The sequence below is a fragment of the Paenibacillus sp. PL91 genome, from assembly GCF_012935325.2.
Lineage (GTDB): Bacteria > Bacillota > Bacilli > Paenibacillales > Paenibacillaceae > Pristimantibacillus.
In genome coordinates, this window is sequence record NZ_JABBYG020000005.1 from 117,015 (window position 1) to 134,918 (window position 17,904).

General features: G+C 48.9%; 11 protein-coding genes and 1 pseudogene. 11 read left to right on the forward strand and 1 reads right to left on the reverse strand.

Annotated elements, in window-relative coordinates; genetic code table 11:
• Window positions 1–30: 30 nt before the first annotated feature.
• Window positions 31–1,584 (reverse strand): annotated as a pseudogene (locus tag HI950_RS13880) (catalase); the annotation flags it as partial.
• Window positions 1,585–1,819: 235 nt separating this feature from the next.
• Here HI950_RS13880 and HI950_RS13885 point away from each other — a divergent pair.
• The 11 genes from HI950_RS13885 to HI950_RS13935 all read left to right on the forward strand — a co-directional run bounded on the left by HI950_RS13885 (window position 1,820) and on the right by HI950_RS13935 (window position 17,742).
• Window positions 1,820–2,494, forward strand: a complete 675-nt coding sequence (locus tag HI950_RS13885) for a tetratricopeptide repeat protein (protein WP_169085267.1) — start codon at window positions 1,820–1,822, stop codon at window positions 2,492–2,494.
• A gap of 130 nt (window positions 2,495–2,624) precedes the next feature.
• Window positions 2,625–4,379 carry a sensor histidine kinase gene (locus tag HI950_RS13890; RefSeq protein ID WP_223285279.1) on the forward strand — a complete coding sequence of 585 codons (1,755 nt, stop codon included), beginning with the start codon at window positions 2,625–2,627 and terminating at the stop codon, window positions 4,377–4,379.
• Between the two features lie 135 nt (window positions 4,380–4,514).
• Complete coding sequence (locus HI950_RS13895) at window positions 4,515–6,134, forward strand: SWIM zinc finger family protein (protein WP_169085265.1); 1,620 nt, start codon at window positions 4,515–4,517, stop codon at window positions 6,132–6,134.
• Window positions 6,131–9,034: a DEAD/DEAH box helicase gene (locus tag HI950_RS13900; RefSeq protein WP_169085263.1), complete on the forward strand. Its 2,904-nt coding sequence runs from the start codon at window positions 6,131–6,133 to the stop codon at window positions 9,032–9,034. The genes HI950_RS13895 and HI950_RS13900 overlap by 4 nt, the downstream gene beginning before the upstream one ends.
• A gap of 8 nt (window positions 9,035–9,042) precedes the next feature.
• On the forward strand, window positions 9,043–9,231 hold the full coding sequence (locus tag HI950_RS13905) for a hypothetical protein (protein ID WP_169085261.1): 189 nt from the start codon (window positions 9,043–9,045) through the stop codon (window positions 9,229–9,231).
• A gap of 198 nt (window positions 9,232–9,429) precedes the next feature.
• The gene (locus tag HI950_RS13910; RefSeq protein ID WP_169085259.1) at window positions 9,430–10,797 is read left to right on the forward strand and encodes an extracellular solute-binding protein; all 1,368 of its coding nucleotides are present in this window, start codon (window positions 9,430–9,432) and stop codon (window positions 10,795–10,797) included.
• Between the two features lie 98 nt (window positions 10,798–10,895).
• The gene (locus HI950_RS13915; RefSeq protein ID WP_169085257.1) at window positions 10,896–11,777 is read left to right on the forward strand and encodes a carbohydrate ABC transporter permease; all 882 of its coding nucleotides are present in this window, start codon (window positions 10,896–10,898) and stop codon (window positions 11,775–11,777) included.
• Window positions 11,777–12,622: a carbohydrate ABC transporter permease gene (locus tag HI950_RS13920; RefSeq protein WP_187768087.1), complete on the forward strand. Its 846-nt coding sequence runs from the start codon at window positions 11,777–11,779 to the stop codon at window positions 12,620–12,622. Before HI950_RS13915 ends, HI950_RS13920 begins: the two co-directional genes overlap by 1 nt.
• A 21-nt stretch (window positions 12,623–12,643) precedes the next feature.
• Window positions 12,644–14,455: a cache domain-containing sensor histidine kinase gene (locus HI950_RS13925; RefSeq protein WP_169085255.1), complete on the forward strand. Its 1,812-nt coding sequence runs from the start codon at window positions 12,644–12,646 to the stop codon at window positions 14,453–14,455.
• The gene (locus tag HI950_RS13930) at window positions 14,452–16,071 is read left to right on the forward strand and encodes a response regulator transcription factor (protein ID WP_169085253.1); all 1,620 of its coding nucleotides are present in this window, start codon (window positions 14,452–14,454) and stop codon (window positions 16,069–16,071) included. The genes HI950_RS13925 and HI950_RS13930 overlap by 4 nt, the downstream gene beginning before the upstream one ends.
• A 54-nt stretch (window positions 16,072–16,125) precedes the next feature.
• Window positions 16,126–17,742 carry a glycoside hydrolase family 3 protein gene (locus HI950_RS13935; RefSeq protein WP_169085251.1) on the forward strand — a complete coding sequence of 539 codons (1,617 nt, stop codon included), beginning with the start codon at window positions 16,126–16,128 and terminating at the stop codon, window positions 17,740–17,742.
• Window positions 17,743–17,904: the final 162 nt, after the last annotated feature.

Below are 17,904 nucleotides of genomic sequence, written 5' to 3' on the forward strand. Positions count from 1 at the left end.
CTCGCTTGAAAAAATACACTTTCATTTTTTTCAATAGCCATCTGTGGAATGGCCAAGCTCGCTTGCGATCTCCATGCCTTCATTGGCTGGCGTTGTGCCGACATGCCCTTTATCGCTATGATTCTTATCCGCTTGTTTAAGGCCTTCTGCTACACGATTGCCGTATTCGCTATCGGCTTCCGTGAAGTGCCGAATCATTTGCTCGCGAATAACCGTACTGCAATTGCTGAGCGCGTCTACTAAGTTTTCAATGAGCTCGTCGCGCTCCCATTGCTCGAATTTGCGATAGGTTTCACCGGCTTGCTTGAAATTGTTTTGGCGATCGATAGGCTCTTTAGTTAGCTTAGCCGAGTAGAACGGCTCATGCGGTTCTCCTGAACGATCTGCTTCCTTTAATCCACCCATCGTAGAAGGCTCGTAATTGACATGCGGATTTTGTCCTGGTGCGATATCGATGTAGAAAGCCATTTGTCCGTCTCGCTGATTGGTGGCGACAGCCTTCTTCGGTGCGTTGATCGGCAATTGAAGATAGTTGGTGCCAACGCGATGCCGCTGCGTATCGGAATAAGAGAATGTGCGGCCTTGCAGCATTTTATCGTCGGAGAAATCGAGACCGTCCACTAAAACGCCAGTACCGAACGCCGCTTGCTCCACCTCTGCGAAGTAATTTTCCGGGTTTTTGTTCAGCACCATCTTGCCGACCGGCAGCATCGGGAACAGCTCGGGGTCCCACAGCTTCGTATCGTCAAGAGGATCGAAATCAAGCTCGTCATGCGCGTCGTCGCTCATCCATTGTACTTGAAGCTCCCACTCCGGATATTCACCGCGCTCGATTGCCTCGTATAAATCCTGAGTGGCGTGATTGAAATTTTTGCCTTGAAGCTTCTCGGCCTCCGTCTGGGTTAGGTTTCGAATGCCCTGCTTCGGCTCCCAGTGGTATTTGACAAGGATGCCTTTGCCTTCGGCATTAACCCATTTGTATGTATTGACGCCTGAGCCTTGCATTTGCCTGTAATTAGCCGGTATTCCCCAAGGAGAGAAGAGGAACGTAATCATATGCGTAGCTTCTGGCGATTGCGAGACAAAATCAAAGAAGCGCTCCATGCTCTGCACATTCGTGACGGGATCAGGCTTGAAGGCGTGTACCATATCGGGAAACTTCATCGCATCGCGAATGAAAAAGATTTTCAGATTGTTGCCAACCAGATCCCAATTTCCATCCTCCGTATAAAACTTTGTAGCAAAGCCGCGCGGGTCCCGAAGCGTTTCAGGGGAATGTCCGCCGTGGATGACGCTTGAAAATCGAACGAATACAGGCGTTTGCTTGCCAGCCTGCTGAAAGAGCTTGGCTCTCGTATATTTTGCAATGGGCTCATCGCCCAGCTTCCCGTAGGCTTCAAAATAGCCATGTGCCCCAGCGCCGCGCCCATGCACGACACGTTCAGGAATACGTTCGCGGTCAAAGTGTGAGATTTTTTCAATAAAATGATAGTTCTCTAGCGTCGAAGGGCCGCGATTGCCGATGGTACGAATATTTTGATTGTCAGTGACGGGGTGGCCCTGCCTCGTTGTCAGCGTTTGATCTGGCGTATCATTTGATGTCATAACATTTTCATCCTCCAATTTATGCAAATGCCTTTTAACGCGACTAGTTTGAGTTATTAGCCTATTTATTATTCACATCTTAGATATAGTGACAATTTGCTAGATTTGCTCAATAATCGTTAGAATTATGGTATAATCGAACCATATTTGTACAATAAAACGCAGGATTTTGAGTACAAGGTGGAATCAATGACCATATTTTTAGGGGGATAAGATGTTAAAATTTAGTCTTTTCGTATTTTTGATATGGTTGTTCGGCAACCCATTTATCGCAATCCTCGTTATGCTTATCCTGCTTTATATGCTGGACCGGCGCTTTGTCGGGTTAACGCCAAGCCTATTTAAACCGTTAAAGAGAATGTCGAGAATAAGAAAACTAAGACAACAAATAGACAGCTCGCCAAATGATGTGTCCTCTAAGCATGAGCTTGCCCGGCTGCTGCTCGAGAGGAAGAAATACAGCGAGGCTTTACGATGGCTTGAACCGATGCAGCATACGCTGGAGGATTCCGCTGAGTTCTGGGATGACTTAGGCATGAGCTATTTGTATACAGGAGACGAGGAAAGAGGCGCAGCCTGCATGCTTCGCGGGCTGGGACTTAATCCGCGAGTCAAATACGGCGCTCCTTATTTGCGCCTAGCGTCCCATTATTCGAAGGATCAGATCGATAAGGCACTTACGTATATAAAGGATTTTCAAGCGATCAATTCCTCGTCTTGCGAAGCTTATGATCAGCTCACCACTATTTATAAGAAGCTCGGAAACGCGCAGGAAGCAAAGCGTACGACCGAGGAAGGGCTGCGCATTTACCGCATGCTTCCGCGCTATAAGAAACGTCAGGAACGCAAATGGGCCGTTCGTTTATTATGGAAAAAGATCATCGGTTAAACCTAAACCTTAGCTGCCTCATCCTTCTCTTCGATTGCACGCGCATTTGTTATTACTTGTTAGTGCAAAGAGTATTGTCGTTTGGATTAGGATGCTACATAATGAATGCTAATATAGATAGAAGGGCAAGATGCAGGAGATGCAACGCAACATATGGCTAGTGGCGATCAGCGTTATCGTCGTTTTAGTTTTATTGAATAATACGGCTTATTATTTTCTTACCAAAAAAACGCTGGAAGACTCTTTTAACGAAGAACTCCTGAATCATGCAAATCGACTGCAAATTTCCCTTGAGCAATCTCGCGAAGGCTCCGAGCAATTCCAAAATCAGATTGGACGCGAACTGCGCACCGCTTCGATCGCCATCCAATATGCGCTTGATCCCGATATCGAGAAGGTAACGTCAGAGCAGCTGATGGAGCTGCGCGACAAGCTGGATCTCAGCCATATCACGCTTCTCAAGAAGCTGCCAGATGACATCGTATTATACAAATCATCAAATGAGAATCAAGTGAATACGAGCACCAAAACGTGGAAGCCGTGGTACGAGGTGTTTAACCAGCTGTTCGAGAACAAGAATGCTTCTGTGGACTGGCTTGGGCAATCGCTTCCGAATTTCTGGAGCGGACCGTTCGAGGTATCTACAACCGATGTAGACAAGCTCAACAAATGGGGCTACTATTACGACGGAGCAACCAATTATATTATTGATCCATATGTGGATTATGAGCGGCAGGAAGCATATGAGAACGCCACGGGCGTTCATCGCATGATCGAAAATTCGATCCAAAACAGCGATTCCTTATTAGAAATTGCATTCATTAACCCGGAAACGTTCCCGGATGGGAAAGAGACGATTAACCCGGAGGGGCTTGTGCAAGGTCATAAAGTACAAGAGCCGATCTTTTATGGCTCATATACGATAAAAACTGCGCAGGATACAAGCATGGTGCGCAAAGCCTATTTCTCGAAAAAAACAGTTACCCTACGCCAAAATGTCGATGGCAAAGAAATTTACAAAATGTACATTCCGACATTCGTTAACGAAAAAGGCATCAATATTACGGATCGGGACGGCCAGCCGATGAATAGCTATGTGCTGATGCTTACTTCTGATTATCATATTATTCAAGAAAAGCTGGATTCGCAGTTTCTCAATTTAGGCATTATCATCGTTATCGTAACCGTCTTAAGCTTGATGATAGCCGTTGTTGCGATGAGATACTACAGACACTCGCGCGATAAGGTAGTCCGTGTCACGCAAGAAACCTACGTCGAAGAGATCAATCAAATGTTCCAGTCGATAAGGGCACAAAGACATGATTTCTTGAATCATGTGCAGACGATCCATTCACTGGCGGAGCTTGATAAATCGCAGGAGCTCGTTGCGTATACGAAGGAGCTGACCGGCGACATTCGGATGATGAACGATATTATCAATATCGGAAATCCGGCCATTGCAGCGCTCGTACGCTCGAAAATTTCACAAGCGGAGAGCAATAAAATACAGTTCAGCTGCTCGTTTACAGGACTTAATATGCAGGAGATGGGCGTTAAAACGCTGGATGTCAATCGCATGCTCGGCAATTTGATCGATAATGCGTTTGACGAGGTGCTTAAATATGCCGAGGATTGCCGGCATGTAACGCTTGTCGGCAAGCAGACGGCCGATTTCCTTGAGTTTACGGTCACGAACACATGCGAAAACGCGGATGAAGCGATAGCGAAGCCGATTTTCGAAGCGGGCTATTCAACCAAGGAGCAGGACCATCAGGGTTTAGGGCTGTCCATTGTCAAATCGATCGCGAAGCAGTACAAAGGCGACGTATACGTAACAGCGGAGCCTGCCGGGAAATTGACCTTTATCGTGAAAATGCCATTATAATACTTAGCGACGCCTTACCGACTGATCCTAATAGTCGGGAAGGCGTTTTTATTTCTTTGGCGCCAAATGATGGCAACAGCCGTTTCGGCTTGGTATAATAGAAAGAATGCAAGTGAACGGAAAGGAAGCGGGTGAATGTCTCTAATGCACCTCAATGAAAAGCTGCACGCGCTGATTGAACAACAGTTAAACGTTCACGTCGAAACGACGATTATGAAGCGAGGCTGGCAATATTACATGGAAGGCAAAGTGAACAGCGCGAATGAGGGCAGCCATGATCATTTATATGGCGTCGTTCAGGGCTCGGATCTTTATGCCGTTATCTTGGATGCCAGTAATTTGCGGTACAGCTCATGTACCTGTCCGTATACGGGTTTTTGCAAACATATGGCTGCCGTTTATTTTCAATATTGCAGCCAGCAGGAAGGCGGGCATAGCCTTGCGGAGCGATCCTATTTCCGCTTATTAGGACTCTCATCAGCTAGTTCGCTGCTTAACCATTCTCAGGCTGCGAAGGCTGATCAGCAGCCGCAAGCGCCTGTCGCGCCCCGTGATCCAGGTACGCTCGCAACAGCTGAAGAGTGGCTGATCTGGATGGAGGAAACGCATGGCGAAGTGTGGCGGAAGTGCCGGCATTCCTTGCATGCCCTTCAGCCGTTATTATCTTCATTGAAGGGGCTGACCAAGGATTGGGAGAAGCCCATGCAGCGATTGCACTGGTCAACGGCCATCCTATTTGTGCTGGAGCAAGCGGAGAGGGCCATTAATACGGTTGATTCGTTCAGCCGATATTATCATGAAATGTCGTTCATCCGAATGGCAGAGCCTTGGGTGGAGCATCTATATACGCTAATATCCGAATTGACGCCAGCTGCGATGGAGCCGAAGGAAGAGGCTTGGGCGGATGCGTTGATCGCTCATGTGAAAATTTGGGCATCAAGCACAGAGCGGCAGCTCTTTGACTGGGAATATATTTATTTGGCCTTCTGCGAGAAGCTTTCGGAAAATCGCAGCTGGTTTGAGCGTGAGCTGGCCTCGATGGTCGAGCTGTCGAAGGCTGAAGAAGCGGAAGCGGAGGGCGTCAACAAGGCGTTTCTTCATACCGCGATCGGCATCATGTACTTTTTTGATCGGAAAGACGAGCAAGCGATTCATCATTTTTCTTTGACGAGCTTTGAGCGTTCGCAAAAGGTGATGTATCCGTGTGCGGCACAGCGGATGGAAGAAGGGAAATGGGATCTTGTCCAGCACTGGATGAGCTTTCTGTTCGAGCGTGTCAATAAAGTGAAAAATGGCCGATCGGTGGGTCCGTTTCTAACCTTGTGCCGTAGAGCCGATCTTGACCGTCCTGATTTGGAGGTTTGGACCGACTATATGACGCAATTGCTGCCCCATTCCTATTCAGAATTATCTGACCATTGGCTGGATCAGAAGCGTTATGAGGAATGGGCTGATCTGCAGATGCTCGTAGGCTCTCGTCCGGAGGATGTTGGCGCCCATGCGCTGCGTGAAATTGCGAAGCTTGCGCCGCGAGCGTTAATGCCGCTTTATCATCAGTCGGTAGAGGCATCCATTCAGACTCGCAATCGGCAGGGTTACCGAATAGCAGTGAAGCAGCTGAAGAAATTAGAGCGTTTGTATAAAGCAGATAAAGATGTACTGAGATGGGATCAATATATAGCAGGACTTGTACGGAAGCATCAGCGGCTTAGAGCTTTTCAGGAAGAGCTGTGGAAAGGGAAAATCGTTACATGAAAACATACATTGGCGCGCGTAAGTTAATGATTGACGGATTTTGGAACGAGGATGAAGGCGATGCCTCCGTTCTGTTAAGCGCAGTCGATCGGAAGGATGCGGCCGATGGCAAACTGCGCTCCTTGTTGTTTGCATGGCATAAGGCATCCTGGTATGGGGCGGATATTGAAGAGATTAGCTTAGGTGAACGCAAGCTGCTGAAAGTGCCGCCGCTGCTTGCGATGGATTATTTGTCTTCGCCGCAGCATGTGCGTCTGCTTCAATTGGAATGGACGGATCGTTTGTCTGTTCTGATGAGGATGGCAGAGCAAATACGTACCGTATTGATCAATGGCTGGTTTATGCCCGATTGGGACCGTTGGACGGATGAGGTGCGAAGCTGGCGAGTGGCCATTCCCGAGCAAGAGATCGATCTAAACCAGGCATGGAACGATAATGTGCGGGCTGCGCTTCAAAACGGCGATAAAGGAATTGAGCAATGGTTAAGCGGTGCTGTCGAGCAAATGCTCGTAGAAAACGAGCAGGCTGCAAGCGCATGGAAAAATATCGGCACAGCTTCAGGCGAAGCGGTGCTTAGAAGGAAATCTGCCGACGAGGAAGATTGGCTGATCGCGATTGGCCTGCGCAAGGATGTTCTTCCTTTCCGCACCGCACTTCAGCTCGTAGAGCCTATGGAGTCGTCCCTCTGGCGGCTTCGCCCGGTGCTTCAGGATCGTGAGGGAGGCTCATGGCTGCCCATACGCCTGAATGAAAACGCGGATGGCTGGGAGGCGGACAGCGAGGATGGCCGTACGATTCCGGCAGAATGGCTGCCGCTTCTAGAAGGGAAGCTTGCCAAGGAGCAGCTGAAATGGACGACGGCTCTGCCGGAGCTGAAGGATGCGCATGATGAAAGCAAGCTCAGGGAGCTGCTGTCCGACAATGAAGCGTGGAAATTTTTGGAGGAAGCAAGCGTACGTCTGCTCGAAGCTGGCTGTCCGGTGCTTCTGCCAGGCTGGTGGGAAGCGGTTCGCTCGCGGAAGCTGCGGCTGAGGGCCAAGATGAAGTCGTCCGTAGGATCGGCGGCGCAGCCGATGTTTGGGCTTGATCAAATCGTTCAATTTGATTGGAAGCTTGCGCTCGGCGATGTCAATTTGACGGAGGCGGAGTTTCTCCATCTGGCGGAGCAGAACCGCAGGCTATTCAATATTGGCGGCGAGTGGGTTCATTTGGACCCGCAGGATGTGACACAAATCAAACAATGGCTGAAGCGAATGGGCAAGCGCAAGGGGCTTTCATTCCGTGACGTTCTGGAAATGCATCTCAAAGGCGGAATTCCACTCGATGATACAGGCGAGCTGGACCATGACCTGGAAGCGGAGGTCGAGCTGAATGAGCATTTAACGTCTTGGCTTGCGCAGCTGCAGCAAACCTCACAAATTCCGCTAGCCGAAATACCGCCATCATTTTTGGGCGAGCTTCGCCCCTATCAGCTTGAGGGTGTATCTTGGCTGCTGTTTCTAAGAAGATTCGGGCTCGGCGGCGTGCTTGCGGATGATATGGGACTTGGCAAAACGATTCAGTTCATGGCTTACCTCGTCTATTTGAAGGAGAGAAAGCTGCAATCTGGCGGCCCATCTTTGCTCATTTGTCCTACGTCGGTAATCGGCAACTGGGAGAAGGAGCTGGAGAAGTTCGCGCCTTCGCTTCAGGTGATGCTGCATTATGGCAATAAGCGGGATAAGGGAGATCAATTCCGCGACTCAGTCGCAGGCGCGGATTTGGTCATTACCTCTTACTCGCTCGCACAGCTTGACGAGGAGGATTTAAGCTTAGTCGATTGGGATGCGCTTTGCCTAGATGAGGCGCAAAACATTAAAAATATATATACCAAGCAGTCAACAGCAATTAGGCGTCTGCCGGCAGGTCATCGCATTGCGCTGACGGGAACACCGATGGAGAATAGGCTGACTGAGCTATGGTCGATTTATGACTTCATTAATCCCGGTTATTTGGGCAATATTAACGAATTCCGGAAGGAAGTCGTTACGCCGATCGAGAAAACGCGGGACGAGAAGCTGATCGCCGGCCTTCAGCGCTGGGTGAAGCCATTTATGCTGCGCAGAATCAAGAAGGACCCTACGATACAGCTTTCGTTGCCGGATAAGAATGAATCGAAAACCTACATGACGTTAACGGCAGAGCAAGGCGCCATGTACGAGAACTTGGTCGCAGACCTGCTGGAAAATCTGGATAAGCTCGGACCGATGCAGCGAAGAGGGCTCATTCTTGCCGCATTGACGAAGCTGAAGCAGTTATGCGATCATCCTTCTCTTCTTGCGGATGAGGAAAAAACCGCTTTATGGGAAGTCGACCGTTCGAATAAAGTAGCACGCCTGCTTGAAATGTGCGAGGAGATAGCTGCCGAAGGCGAGCGCTGCCTCATCTTTACGCAATATATCGAAATGGGGCATCAGCTCCAGCAGCTGCTGGAGGAGAAACTTGGCCTGCCTGTGCCGTATTTGCATGGCGGTGTGCCGAAGGCGAAGCGGGATCAAATGATCGAGCAATTCCAAAATACAGAGGAGCCCTGCTGCGCTTTTGTGCTTTCGCTGAAGGCGGGCGGCACGGGTCTTAACCTGACCGCTGCGAACCATGTGTTCCATTTTGACCGTTGGTGGAATCCTGCGGTCGAGAATCAAGCGACCGACCGGGCGTTCCGAATCGGACAGACGAAAGAGGTTCACGTGCATAAGTTCATTACGCTTGGCACGCTGGAGGAGAAGATCGACGAGATGATCGAGCGGAAGCAGTCGTTGAACGACCAAGTCGTCGGTCAATCGGAGCAGTGGATAACGGAAATGTCTACCGACGATCTGAGGGAGCTTTTTGCACTGCGAAAAAGCTGGTTGAAGGGATGATGATATAAATGTCAGACGGCAGCCTACGGGCCAAACAGGAAAAATTGAAGCTTGAAACGGCAGCAGCGAATCCAATCTCCCAAACTTCACACCCGGAAGCGGAAAAGTCGCCTGGATACGATCAAAATGCAGGCGCTAATCCGGAGTGGCGAAGATTTTACGAAGTCATTAAAGAAATAACGCTTGATCTGCGATAAAATAAGCTAGACTATATTACAAAAGCCTGCCTGGGAAAAGTAACCCGGCGGGCTTTAAATTTTTATCCCTCTAATCCAAAATAAGAGGATAGTATCCCTCACTCGTCGTTATTTGGACCTCCTAACGTTTGTTCAAGGGCGACTATAATAAGGATGCGAGGCAAACAAGCAGCACTATAAACGAGGAGGTCTTCCTAAATGAAAAAGAACTACACACTCATTGCCGCCCTATTCGTATCGATTATGCTGGTCGTATCGGCATGCGGTGCGAACAACAATGCAGAAACGAACAAAAACGCAGGAACAAACAGTACAAATACGCCTGCCGAAGAAACGGAATCACCTGCAGAAGCAAAGGACGTTACTTTGTCCCTGCGCCATACGCAAATTAAAGAAACGAGCAAAACTCGTTTGAAAATTTTAGAAGACGTCGTCGCCAAAACACAGGAAGAAAACAAAGGCCTTACCTTCAAGCTTGAAGGCATTGACGAGATCGTGAACCGCGATCAAAAGCTGAAAGCCGAAATGGCCGCCGGCAATCCTCCAGATATTTTCGAAGTATTCGGCGGTGCTGACCTAAATCTTTATGTAAAAGCAAACCGCATGCTGGACTTGACTCCAATCATTGAAGAGCTTGGCCTAACTGACAAGTTCGCAAGCTTGGACGAGTTTACAGTTGACGGTAAAGTATACGGCCTTCCTTTCGGCGGATACAGCGAAGCGATTTTTTACAACAAGAAAATTTTTAGTGAGCTAGGCTTGGAAATCCCTACGACTTGGGCTCAATTGCTTGAAGTTTCGGAGAAAATTAAAGCAGCTGGTTATACGCCATTCGGTTTGGCTGCCAAAGACGGCTGGGTTAACGGTATGCTATGGAACACTGTCATGGAACGCAACGTCGGTATCGACGCATTCAGCAAAGTGGTATCCGGCGAAGCGAAATGGACGGACGAAAATTTTGTAAAAGGCTTTGCTTCCTACGCTGAGCTAGTTGACAAGGATTATTTCACGAAAGGCGCTCTTGGCCTTGCTTACGCTGACCAAGGAGCTCAATTGCTCTCCGGCAAAGCAGCAATGGTGTTCACAGGAACTTGGGATGCCAACCGCTTCTCCGGCGACGAAGCAGGCGACCTGAAAGGACAAATCGGTTACTTCGCATTCCCATCCATCGATGGCGGCGCAGGCGACCAGACATCCATCAACGCTTCTTATTCGAACGGCTTTGGCTTCTCTGCAAACCTGGACGAGGATCAAGTAGCAGCAGCTAAGAAATTTATCGCTAACTTCTACACAGAAGAGGTTCAAAAACGTACGTTGGTTGAAGACAAATTGCTTCCTTCCATGAAGCTTAGCGATCTGTCCGGCGTAGACCCGCTAACAACTGAAATTTTGACGGTAATGGCTAGCGCTTCTTCTTCTTGGAAAGCTTACGATGCAATCGTTCAACCGGCAGTTGGCGCCGACGTTAACGTCGGCATTCAAGAGCTGATCGGTAAAGTATCGACACCGGAAAAAGTAGCAGCAAAAATTCAAGCGTCGCAAGATAAGGCTAACGCAGCTAAGTAATGGCATGACATTACAATCGTTCCTGATGGACGAGAGGGTGTCCTTCCTTCCAGGAGGACACCCTCTTTTAACGCCAGTCAGTATAAAAGGAGGACATTATGAACAAAGCTCTCAAAAATCCAATTACTTACGTGGCGTTCATTATTCCGACGCTTGCTTTGTACGCCTTGTTTTTTGTTTACCCGGTCATCGTATCGTTTATTTATGGCTTTTTTCGTTGGGACGGCATTACCGAGAAGGTGTTTATCGGCTTCGATAACTTTACGAGATTGTGGCAGGATGAGGTTTTTAGAAAAGCACTTTTGAACAATTTTTACTTTATGGCTTTTTCCTTAATTGTGAACATTCCGCTCGTCTTCTTGATCTCGATAGTGATCAGCAAAGTTAGACGGATGCGTGACTTTTACAAATCGGCCGTATTCGTGCCGGTTGTCATATCGACAGCTACAGTCGCAATATTGTTCGGCGTGCTGTACAACTATGATTCGGGAATGATCAATCAATTTATCCGTCTGGTTGCTCCCGAGAGCTGGGCGCGTGAATGGCTGTCGGATCCGAAGCTTGCGATGCTTTCGATTCTAATCGCAAACGCATGGCAAAATATCGGCTTCTTCATTGTCCTTTGTTTGGCAGCGATTCTAAACATTCCAAAAGAGATCGTCGAAGCTTCCAAGCTCGATGGCGTTAATGGCTGGCAAGAAACATGGTCCATTACGCTGCCTCTCGTCAGACCAATCCTGTTCGTTATGCTGCTGCTTACCGTATCGGGAACGATGAAGGTGCTGGATATCGTACAAATTATGACCAATGGCGGTCCGTTTCAATCAACGGAGGTTATGTCGACTTATATGCTAAAAGTAGGGTTCCGCTCGCTTGAGCTTGGTTACGGCAGTGCGATCGGGGTAGCGATGTTCATCATTATTTTAGTGCTTACAGGTATTTTGCAACGCATCACGAAAAGCGAGGAGGTGCAATATTGATGAAACGTTCCGGTAACTCACAATGGTGGATGCATTCTTTTTTATTAGGGTATGTCGTCGTATTGCTCTTCCCTTTGCTATGGCTGTTCATGTCTTCCTTCAAAACGAATCGTGAGATTACAGTCAATACATGGGCATTGCCAACCAGCTTTAATTTTGACAACTATGTTGCGGCATGGCAAACCGCGAATATCGGTAAATATGCTTGGAATAGCACGTTTGTAACGGTTATCGCCTGTGTTCTTACGCTTCTGTTCGCCGCGATGACCTCATTTGCTATCGCACGTATGAAATACAAGAAAACGAACAAAGCGATTTACCAATTTATTTTGCTTGGCCTGATCGTGCCTCCGGGTGCTTTGTTTATTCCGCTGTACCGTTTGGTACAAGGCATTAAGGTGTTTGGTCAACCATTATATGATACGCATTGGTCGCTAATTTTGGTATACTGCACATATGCATTGCCTATTACCGTGTTTATTATATATGCTTTTATGTTATCGATTCCGAATGAATTGGAAGAAGCGGGAATTGTGGACGGCCTTGGCGCGACCGGATTATTTTTCAAAGTTATTATTCCGATCTCCTTGCCGGCGCTTGTAACCGTATTTATTTTAAATTTCATTTCCAATTGGAACGAATATATTTTATCCCAGCTATTTATTACGTCTGAATCGCTGAAAACGCTGCCTACGGGCATGGCTACCTTCAATGATGGCTATCGCACCAACTTTGCATCGCTTTCCGCGGCGGTCATTATAAGCATTATTCCGGTACTGGTCGTGTACATGTTCTTGCAGCGTCAAATCATAGAAGGCATGACAGCAGGCAGCGTAAAAGGATAAATGGAAGAAGGAGTCTACTAGATGAACTTGAGACCGAAATTGATGCTTGCTTTTATATGTTTAATTATCATTCCGATGATTGGCCTCGGCATATTCTCTTTTCTAAATTCAGAGACGCTGCTCGAGAAAAAATATAGTGAGCAAACGGAAATTTCGCTCAAGGCGGTAGGCGGCAATATTCGTTATTTTTTTCGTGAGCTGGATCAGCTCTCCGACGGCAATCTGACGAGCTTCGAGGTGCAGGATACGCTCAAATACAGCACGTATACGTCTAATGACGCCAGCACGCTCATTGCCATCAACCAAGCGGAGAAGGAAATGAAACGGATCTTGTTTCAGCATCCAGCCGTAAGCTTTGTCGTTATGTATGCGAAGGACGGGACGATGTTCCGCTCCTATCGCAATGATCCGACGACGTTCAAGCCCATATCGTTCGATATGCTGAAGGCGCACTCCACTTACAAGGAAGTAATGGAGCTTGGCGGCCGTCCGCTTTGGATCGGTCCGTATGAGCAGCGGGAGCTGACAGGCGTTGAGCCGCCGCTGTTTACACAAATGCGCCTCGTAAAGGATATCGAGACATTTAACGATCTTGGCGTCATGATTACGCAGTACAAGACAGAAGAGATTTCGAGCATGCTCAAAGCCTTTCAAAACCCGCAAGCCGATGCGGCTGAAACTAGATATCTTATCGTTAACAAATCTGGCCTTATCATGCTGGACAGCAAAAGCGACTTTGACGGCCATAACATTAATGAACAGACCGATGCGCTTCCGCAGCAGACGAATAACTATATGAGCTCTAGGGTGAAGTTCGAGGGAGTAGACAGCCTAGTTTCCTCCTACCAGCTCGATCGCAATGAATGGATTCTCGTCTCGGTTAAGCCTTGGGACTCGCTTACGAATGAGAATGTACGGTTCGTGCAATGGATCGGGATGATTACCGTTCTTGGCTTGTTGTCGGCAGTGCTCTTTAACGTCTTCTTCGTGAACCGCGTAGCCAAATCGATCATCAAGGTCGTCCGCAAAATGAGGCTTGTTGAGCAGGGCTTGCTCGACATTCGCGTGACCGCGCAGGGCAAAGACGAAACGGTTCTGCTCGCGAACAGCTTCAACAGCATGGTGGAGCGAATCGGGAATTTGCTTAGCGAGGTGCGTACGGAGCAGGCCCGAAAGCAGCATGCTGAGATGATGCTGATGCAGGCACAAATAAAGCCGCATTTTCTATTTAATACGCTGGAGTCGATCAATGCGCTCGCCGCTCAAAATGAAGGCGCAAAAATTATGCTGATGGTGCGCAGATTAAGCAATCTGCTGCGTACAAGCATGCATCACTCTGAAGAAATTAGGATCAATCAAGAAATTGAGCATGTTCGCAGTTATTTGGAAATTCAGAAGTACCGCTTCGAGGAGCTGTTCAGCTATGAGCTGAATGTTCAAGAGGAGGCGCTTGAATATACAATACTGAAGCTGACGCTTCAGCCCCTTGTCGAGAACAGCATTCAGCACGGGTTTGACGGCTATGAGGATGGTCAAGGCATCATAACGATAGATGTAACTGCCCAGCCTCATTGCATCGTCATTATGGTGCGCGACAATGGTCTCGGCATGAGCACTAGCGTGCTAACTAAGCTTGCGAATGGGTTAAATCCTTCCAGCAAGCAGCCGAATGCGGCAGAGATGGGTGAAAGAAGAGGGCTTGGCCTGCGAAATGTAGCAGATCGACTTCGTATTCATTATGGCCCGGCCTATGGCATGTGGATATGCAGCCAAGAGGGCAGCGGTACCGTTATTCGTTGTGTAATTCCGAAGAGCAGAGGTGATCAGCTATGACCGGTAAGGTTCTCCTAGTCGATGATGAAGCGCATATTACGAGAAATCTGGAAAAGGTTATTCCCTGGGAAATGCTTGGACTTACAGTAGGCGGTACGGCCAAAAACGGCGTCGAAGCGCTGGAATTGATGGAGCAGCAAACGTTTGACTTATTGCTGTGCGATATTAGGATGCCAGTAATGGATGGATTGGAGCTGGTTCGGCATATACGCGAGAAAGAGATGGCTTGCGACATTATTATGCTGTCGGGGTATCAGGATTTTGCGTATACGCGAACGGCTATTCAATTCGGCGTCAATGATTATATTTTGAAGCCCATTCCGTACGATGAGTTAACCGGTGTCATTGCCAGAGTGATGTCGAGCCAGCGAAGCAGGCAGAAGCAGCAGCAAGAGGAAAAACAGAAGCTTGGCCGAATGATTGATCTGGCAAGCGAGAAGATTTTGTACGACATCATTATGGACTACACCGATGTTACCGCAGACAACTGGCTATTGACCGGCGATGAACAGCAGCTGAAGCAGCAGCAGTTCGTCTTAATTGTGCTTGATCTGGACGTCAGCTCAGAGAAAACGAAGGATTGGCGCGATTGGTCAGATAAGGAACGCAAACTGTGGAACTTTGCCGTATGCAACGTGCTTCGCGAGAAGCTGCAGCAAAACGGGCTGCATCATGCCGTCATTCAAATTCGCGATGGCGAATGGTGCGTGCTTATTGAAGTGGAGAAAACGGCGGAGTTTAACTTTTCGCTCATAAACACCTGGGCCGAAATGCTGCTGGACGCGATAAAGAGCCATGTGAAGCTTTCTTTGTTTGCAGGCATATATCGGAATTTTGCAGCGGTTGCCGATTTATCCCACGCTTATAAGCAGGTTCAGCAGGGGATGCAAATTACGCCGGAACATGACGTCATTGCGCTCTATCCGTCCGATCAGCAAAAATCATCGCAAGCGGATCAAGCATTTTGGGAAACGGCAGAAAAAATTATCGGAGCGGTCAAGCGCGGCGACACAAAAGGGGTAGACTCCGAGCTTAATGGCATTGCCGAGCTGCTGCAGCGAATGAACGAGCCCTCGCTTAATCGTGTTAAGCCGCTGCTGCATTTCTTCGTGCTGCATCTCATGCGGGAGATGAAGGAGATGGGGGTTTTCACGCGCGAGCAGGAGGATATGCTGTGGCGCAGGCTGGATCGCCGTTTTGGGATCAAGGATTTGCTGTCGGTTATTCGTCAGGTTACGAATGCGGTTTCCGAGAAATCGATGGATAAGAAGAAGCAATCGGAGCGCTCGATGACTGAGGCTAAAGCGTTTCTGGACCGCAACCTTTATCGCGATCTTAGCGTGGAGGAGACAGCAACGCATGTTGGGCTTAGCACGTCTTATTTCAGCCTGTTGTTTAAGCAAACGTTTGGAGAAACGTTTATCGAATATGTAACGCGTCAGCGGATGGAGCGTGCGAAGGCGATGCTGGCAGATACGCCAAAAAGCGTGGCGCAGATCGCGAAGGAAGTCGGGTATGCGGAGCGGCGTTATTTTACGAAGGTATTTATGAAATATACGGGTGAGAATCCGACGGACTTCCGCAGCAGGCGGCAGGATAACATGGGCAATTGCTAATTTGCGGTTGGGCTGCGTATGGAAATTTCAAGTGCTGAGGGGATGGGGAAGGTAATGACGAGAGAGAACGAATGGCGAAGCTGGAGCTTGAATAAGAAAATCGGGCAGTTATTTGTATTTGGGTTTCATGGCTACGAGCCAACCGAGCAAATTAAGCAGTTAATTGAAGCGAACGGCATTGGCGGTACGATCTATTTCTCGCGCAATGTAAAGGATGCGAAGCAGGTACATAAGCTTAGCGGCGACCTTCAGCGCATTGCAAGCAAAGCGGGACAGCCGCCCTTGTTCGTTGCGATTGATCAGGAAGGCGGCATGGTGGCGCGACTGGTTGACGGCGTAACGCTGATGCCGGGCAATATGGCAATTGGAGCGGCCGGCCTTGCGGAAGGCGCAAGAGAAACGGCGCGCGTATGCGGTGAGGAGCTGCGCCAGCTTGGCGTAACGATGAATTATGCGCCATGTATGGATGTTAATAACAATCCGGACAATCCCGTCATTAACGTTCGGTCGTATAGCGACCGCTCGGATGTGGTAGCAGAGCTTGGCGCGGCAGCCGTACTTGGCTATCAGTCTGCCCGAGTAGCAGCGACTGTCAAGCATTTTCCGGGACATGGAGATACGGCAGTTGATTCCCATCATGCTCTGCCTATATTGCTCCATGGGCGCGAGCGGTTGGAAGCAATCGAGCTAAAGCCGTTCAGGGCGGCAATAGATGCTGGGACGGACTGCATCATGACCGCGCATGTTTGCCTGCCAGCGCTTGATCCGACTGGCGTACCATCGACTTTGTCCGAGCCGGTCATTACAGGCTTGCTGCGCAAAGAGCTTGGCTATAACGGCATCGTCGTCACCGACTGCCTAGAGATGGACGCAATCGATAAAACCTATGGTCCAGAGCAGGGTGCGATTAAAGCGCTGCAAGCCGGAGCGGATATGGTGCTTATTAGCCATACGTTCGAGAAGCAGTGGGCTGCACTTGAAGCGGTAATCGCTGCTGTTCAGAATGGCGAGCTTCCCGAAGCTCGCATTGACGAGGCGCTTGACCGGATTATGTCGCTAAAGGTAAAGCTCGAGCTGGAAGAGCCATTGCTGCCGTGGGAGCAGGTTGAGCCGGCGATCGGTACGGATGCGAATAAAGCGGTAGCGAGAAGCTGGAGTGAGGCTTCGGTTACGTTGGTGAAAAATGAAGGCGGCCTGCTGCCTTTGAGCCGCAGCGAAAGGACACTTGTGCTTTGGCCTGATATCGTTCCTGTATCAGTAGCAGACGAAATGCTGTCCGGCGATGGATCGTTAGGCCAGTTCCTCAGCGAATACGGGGCTAATGTGGTGGAGCGCCGGATGAACAGTGACAATCCGCTAGTGGGTTTGGATAGCTTCGCGCAGATTATCGTAGTCACCTACGATGCAACTAAACATCCGCTAGAGCGCGATATTGCGCGCGAAGTCGTAAGGCTTGCTCCTGAGCGAACGGTAGCCGTTTCGGTTCGGAATCCGCTCGATTTATTGCTTTATCCAGAGGTGAAAGCTTATGTTGCCGTGTATGAATGCAGACCGCTGGCGCTTGCTGCAGCAGCGAAAGCACTGCTCGGCGACCTGAAGCCTGTAGGCAAGCTGCCGCTTGAAATATCGGCTGCTTATCCATTCGGCTGGAGCGCGGTTGTAGGCAGCTAGCTTGGGTAGGGTAATGGTTTTTAGACTGCGAGTGAATGATACTCGCGGTCTTTTTTTGTTTGTTGCACTGTAAAGTGTCAGCGGTTAGGAAAGGCTGTGGGAGCGAACAAGTGAGGGTTTATTTTTAATGGTAGAGGTAGATGCGCTAAATTCACCTCGAAT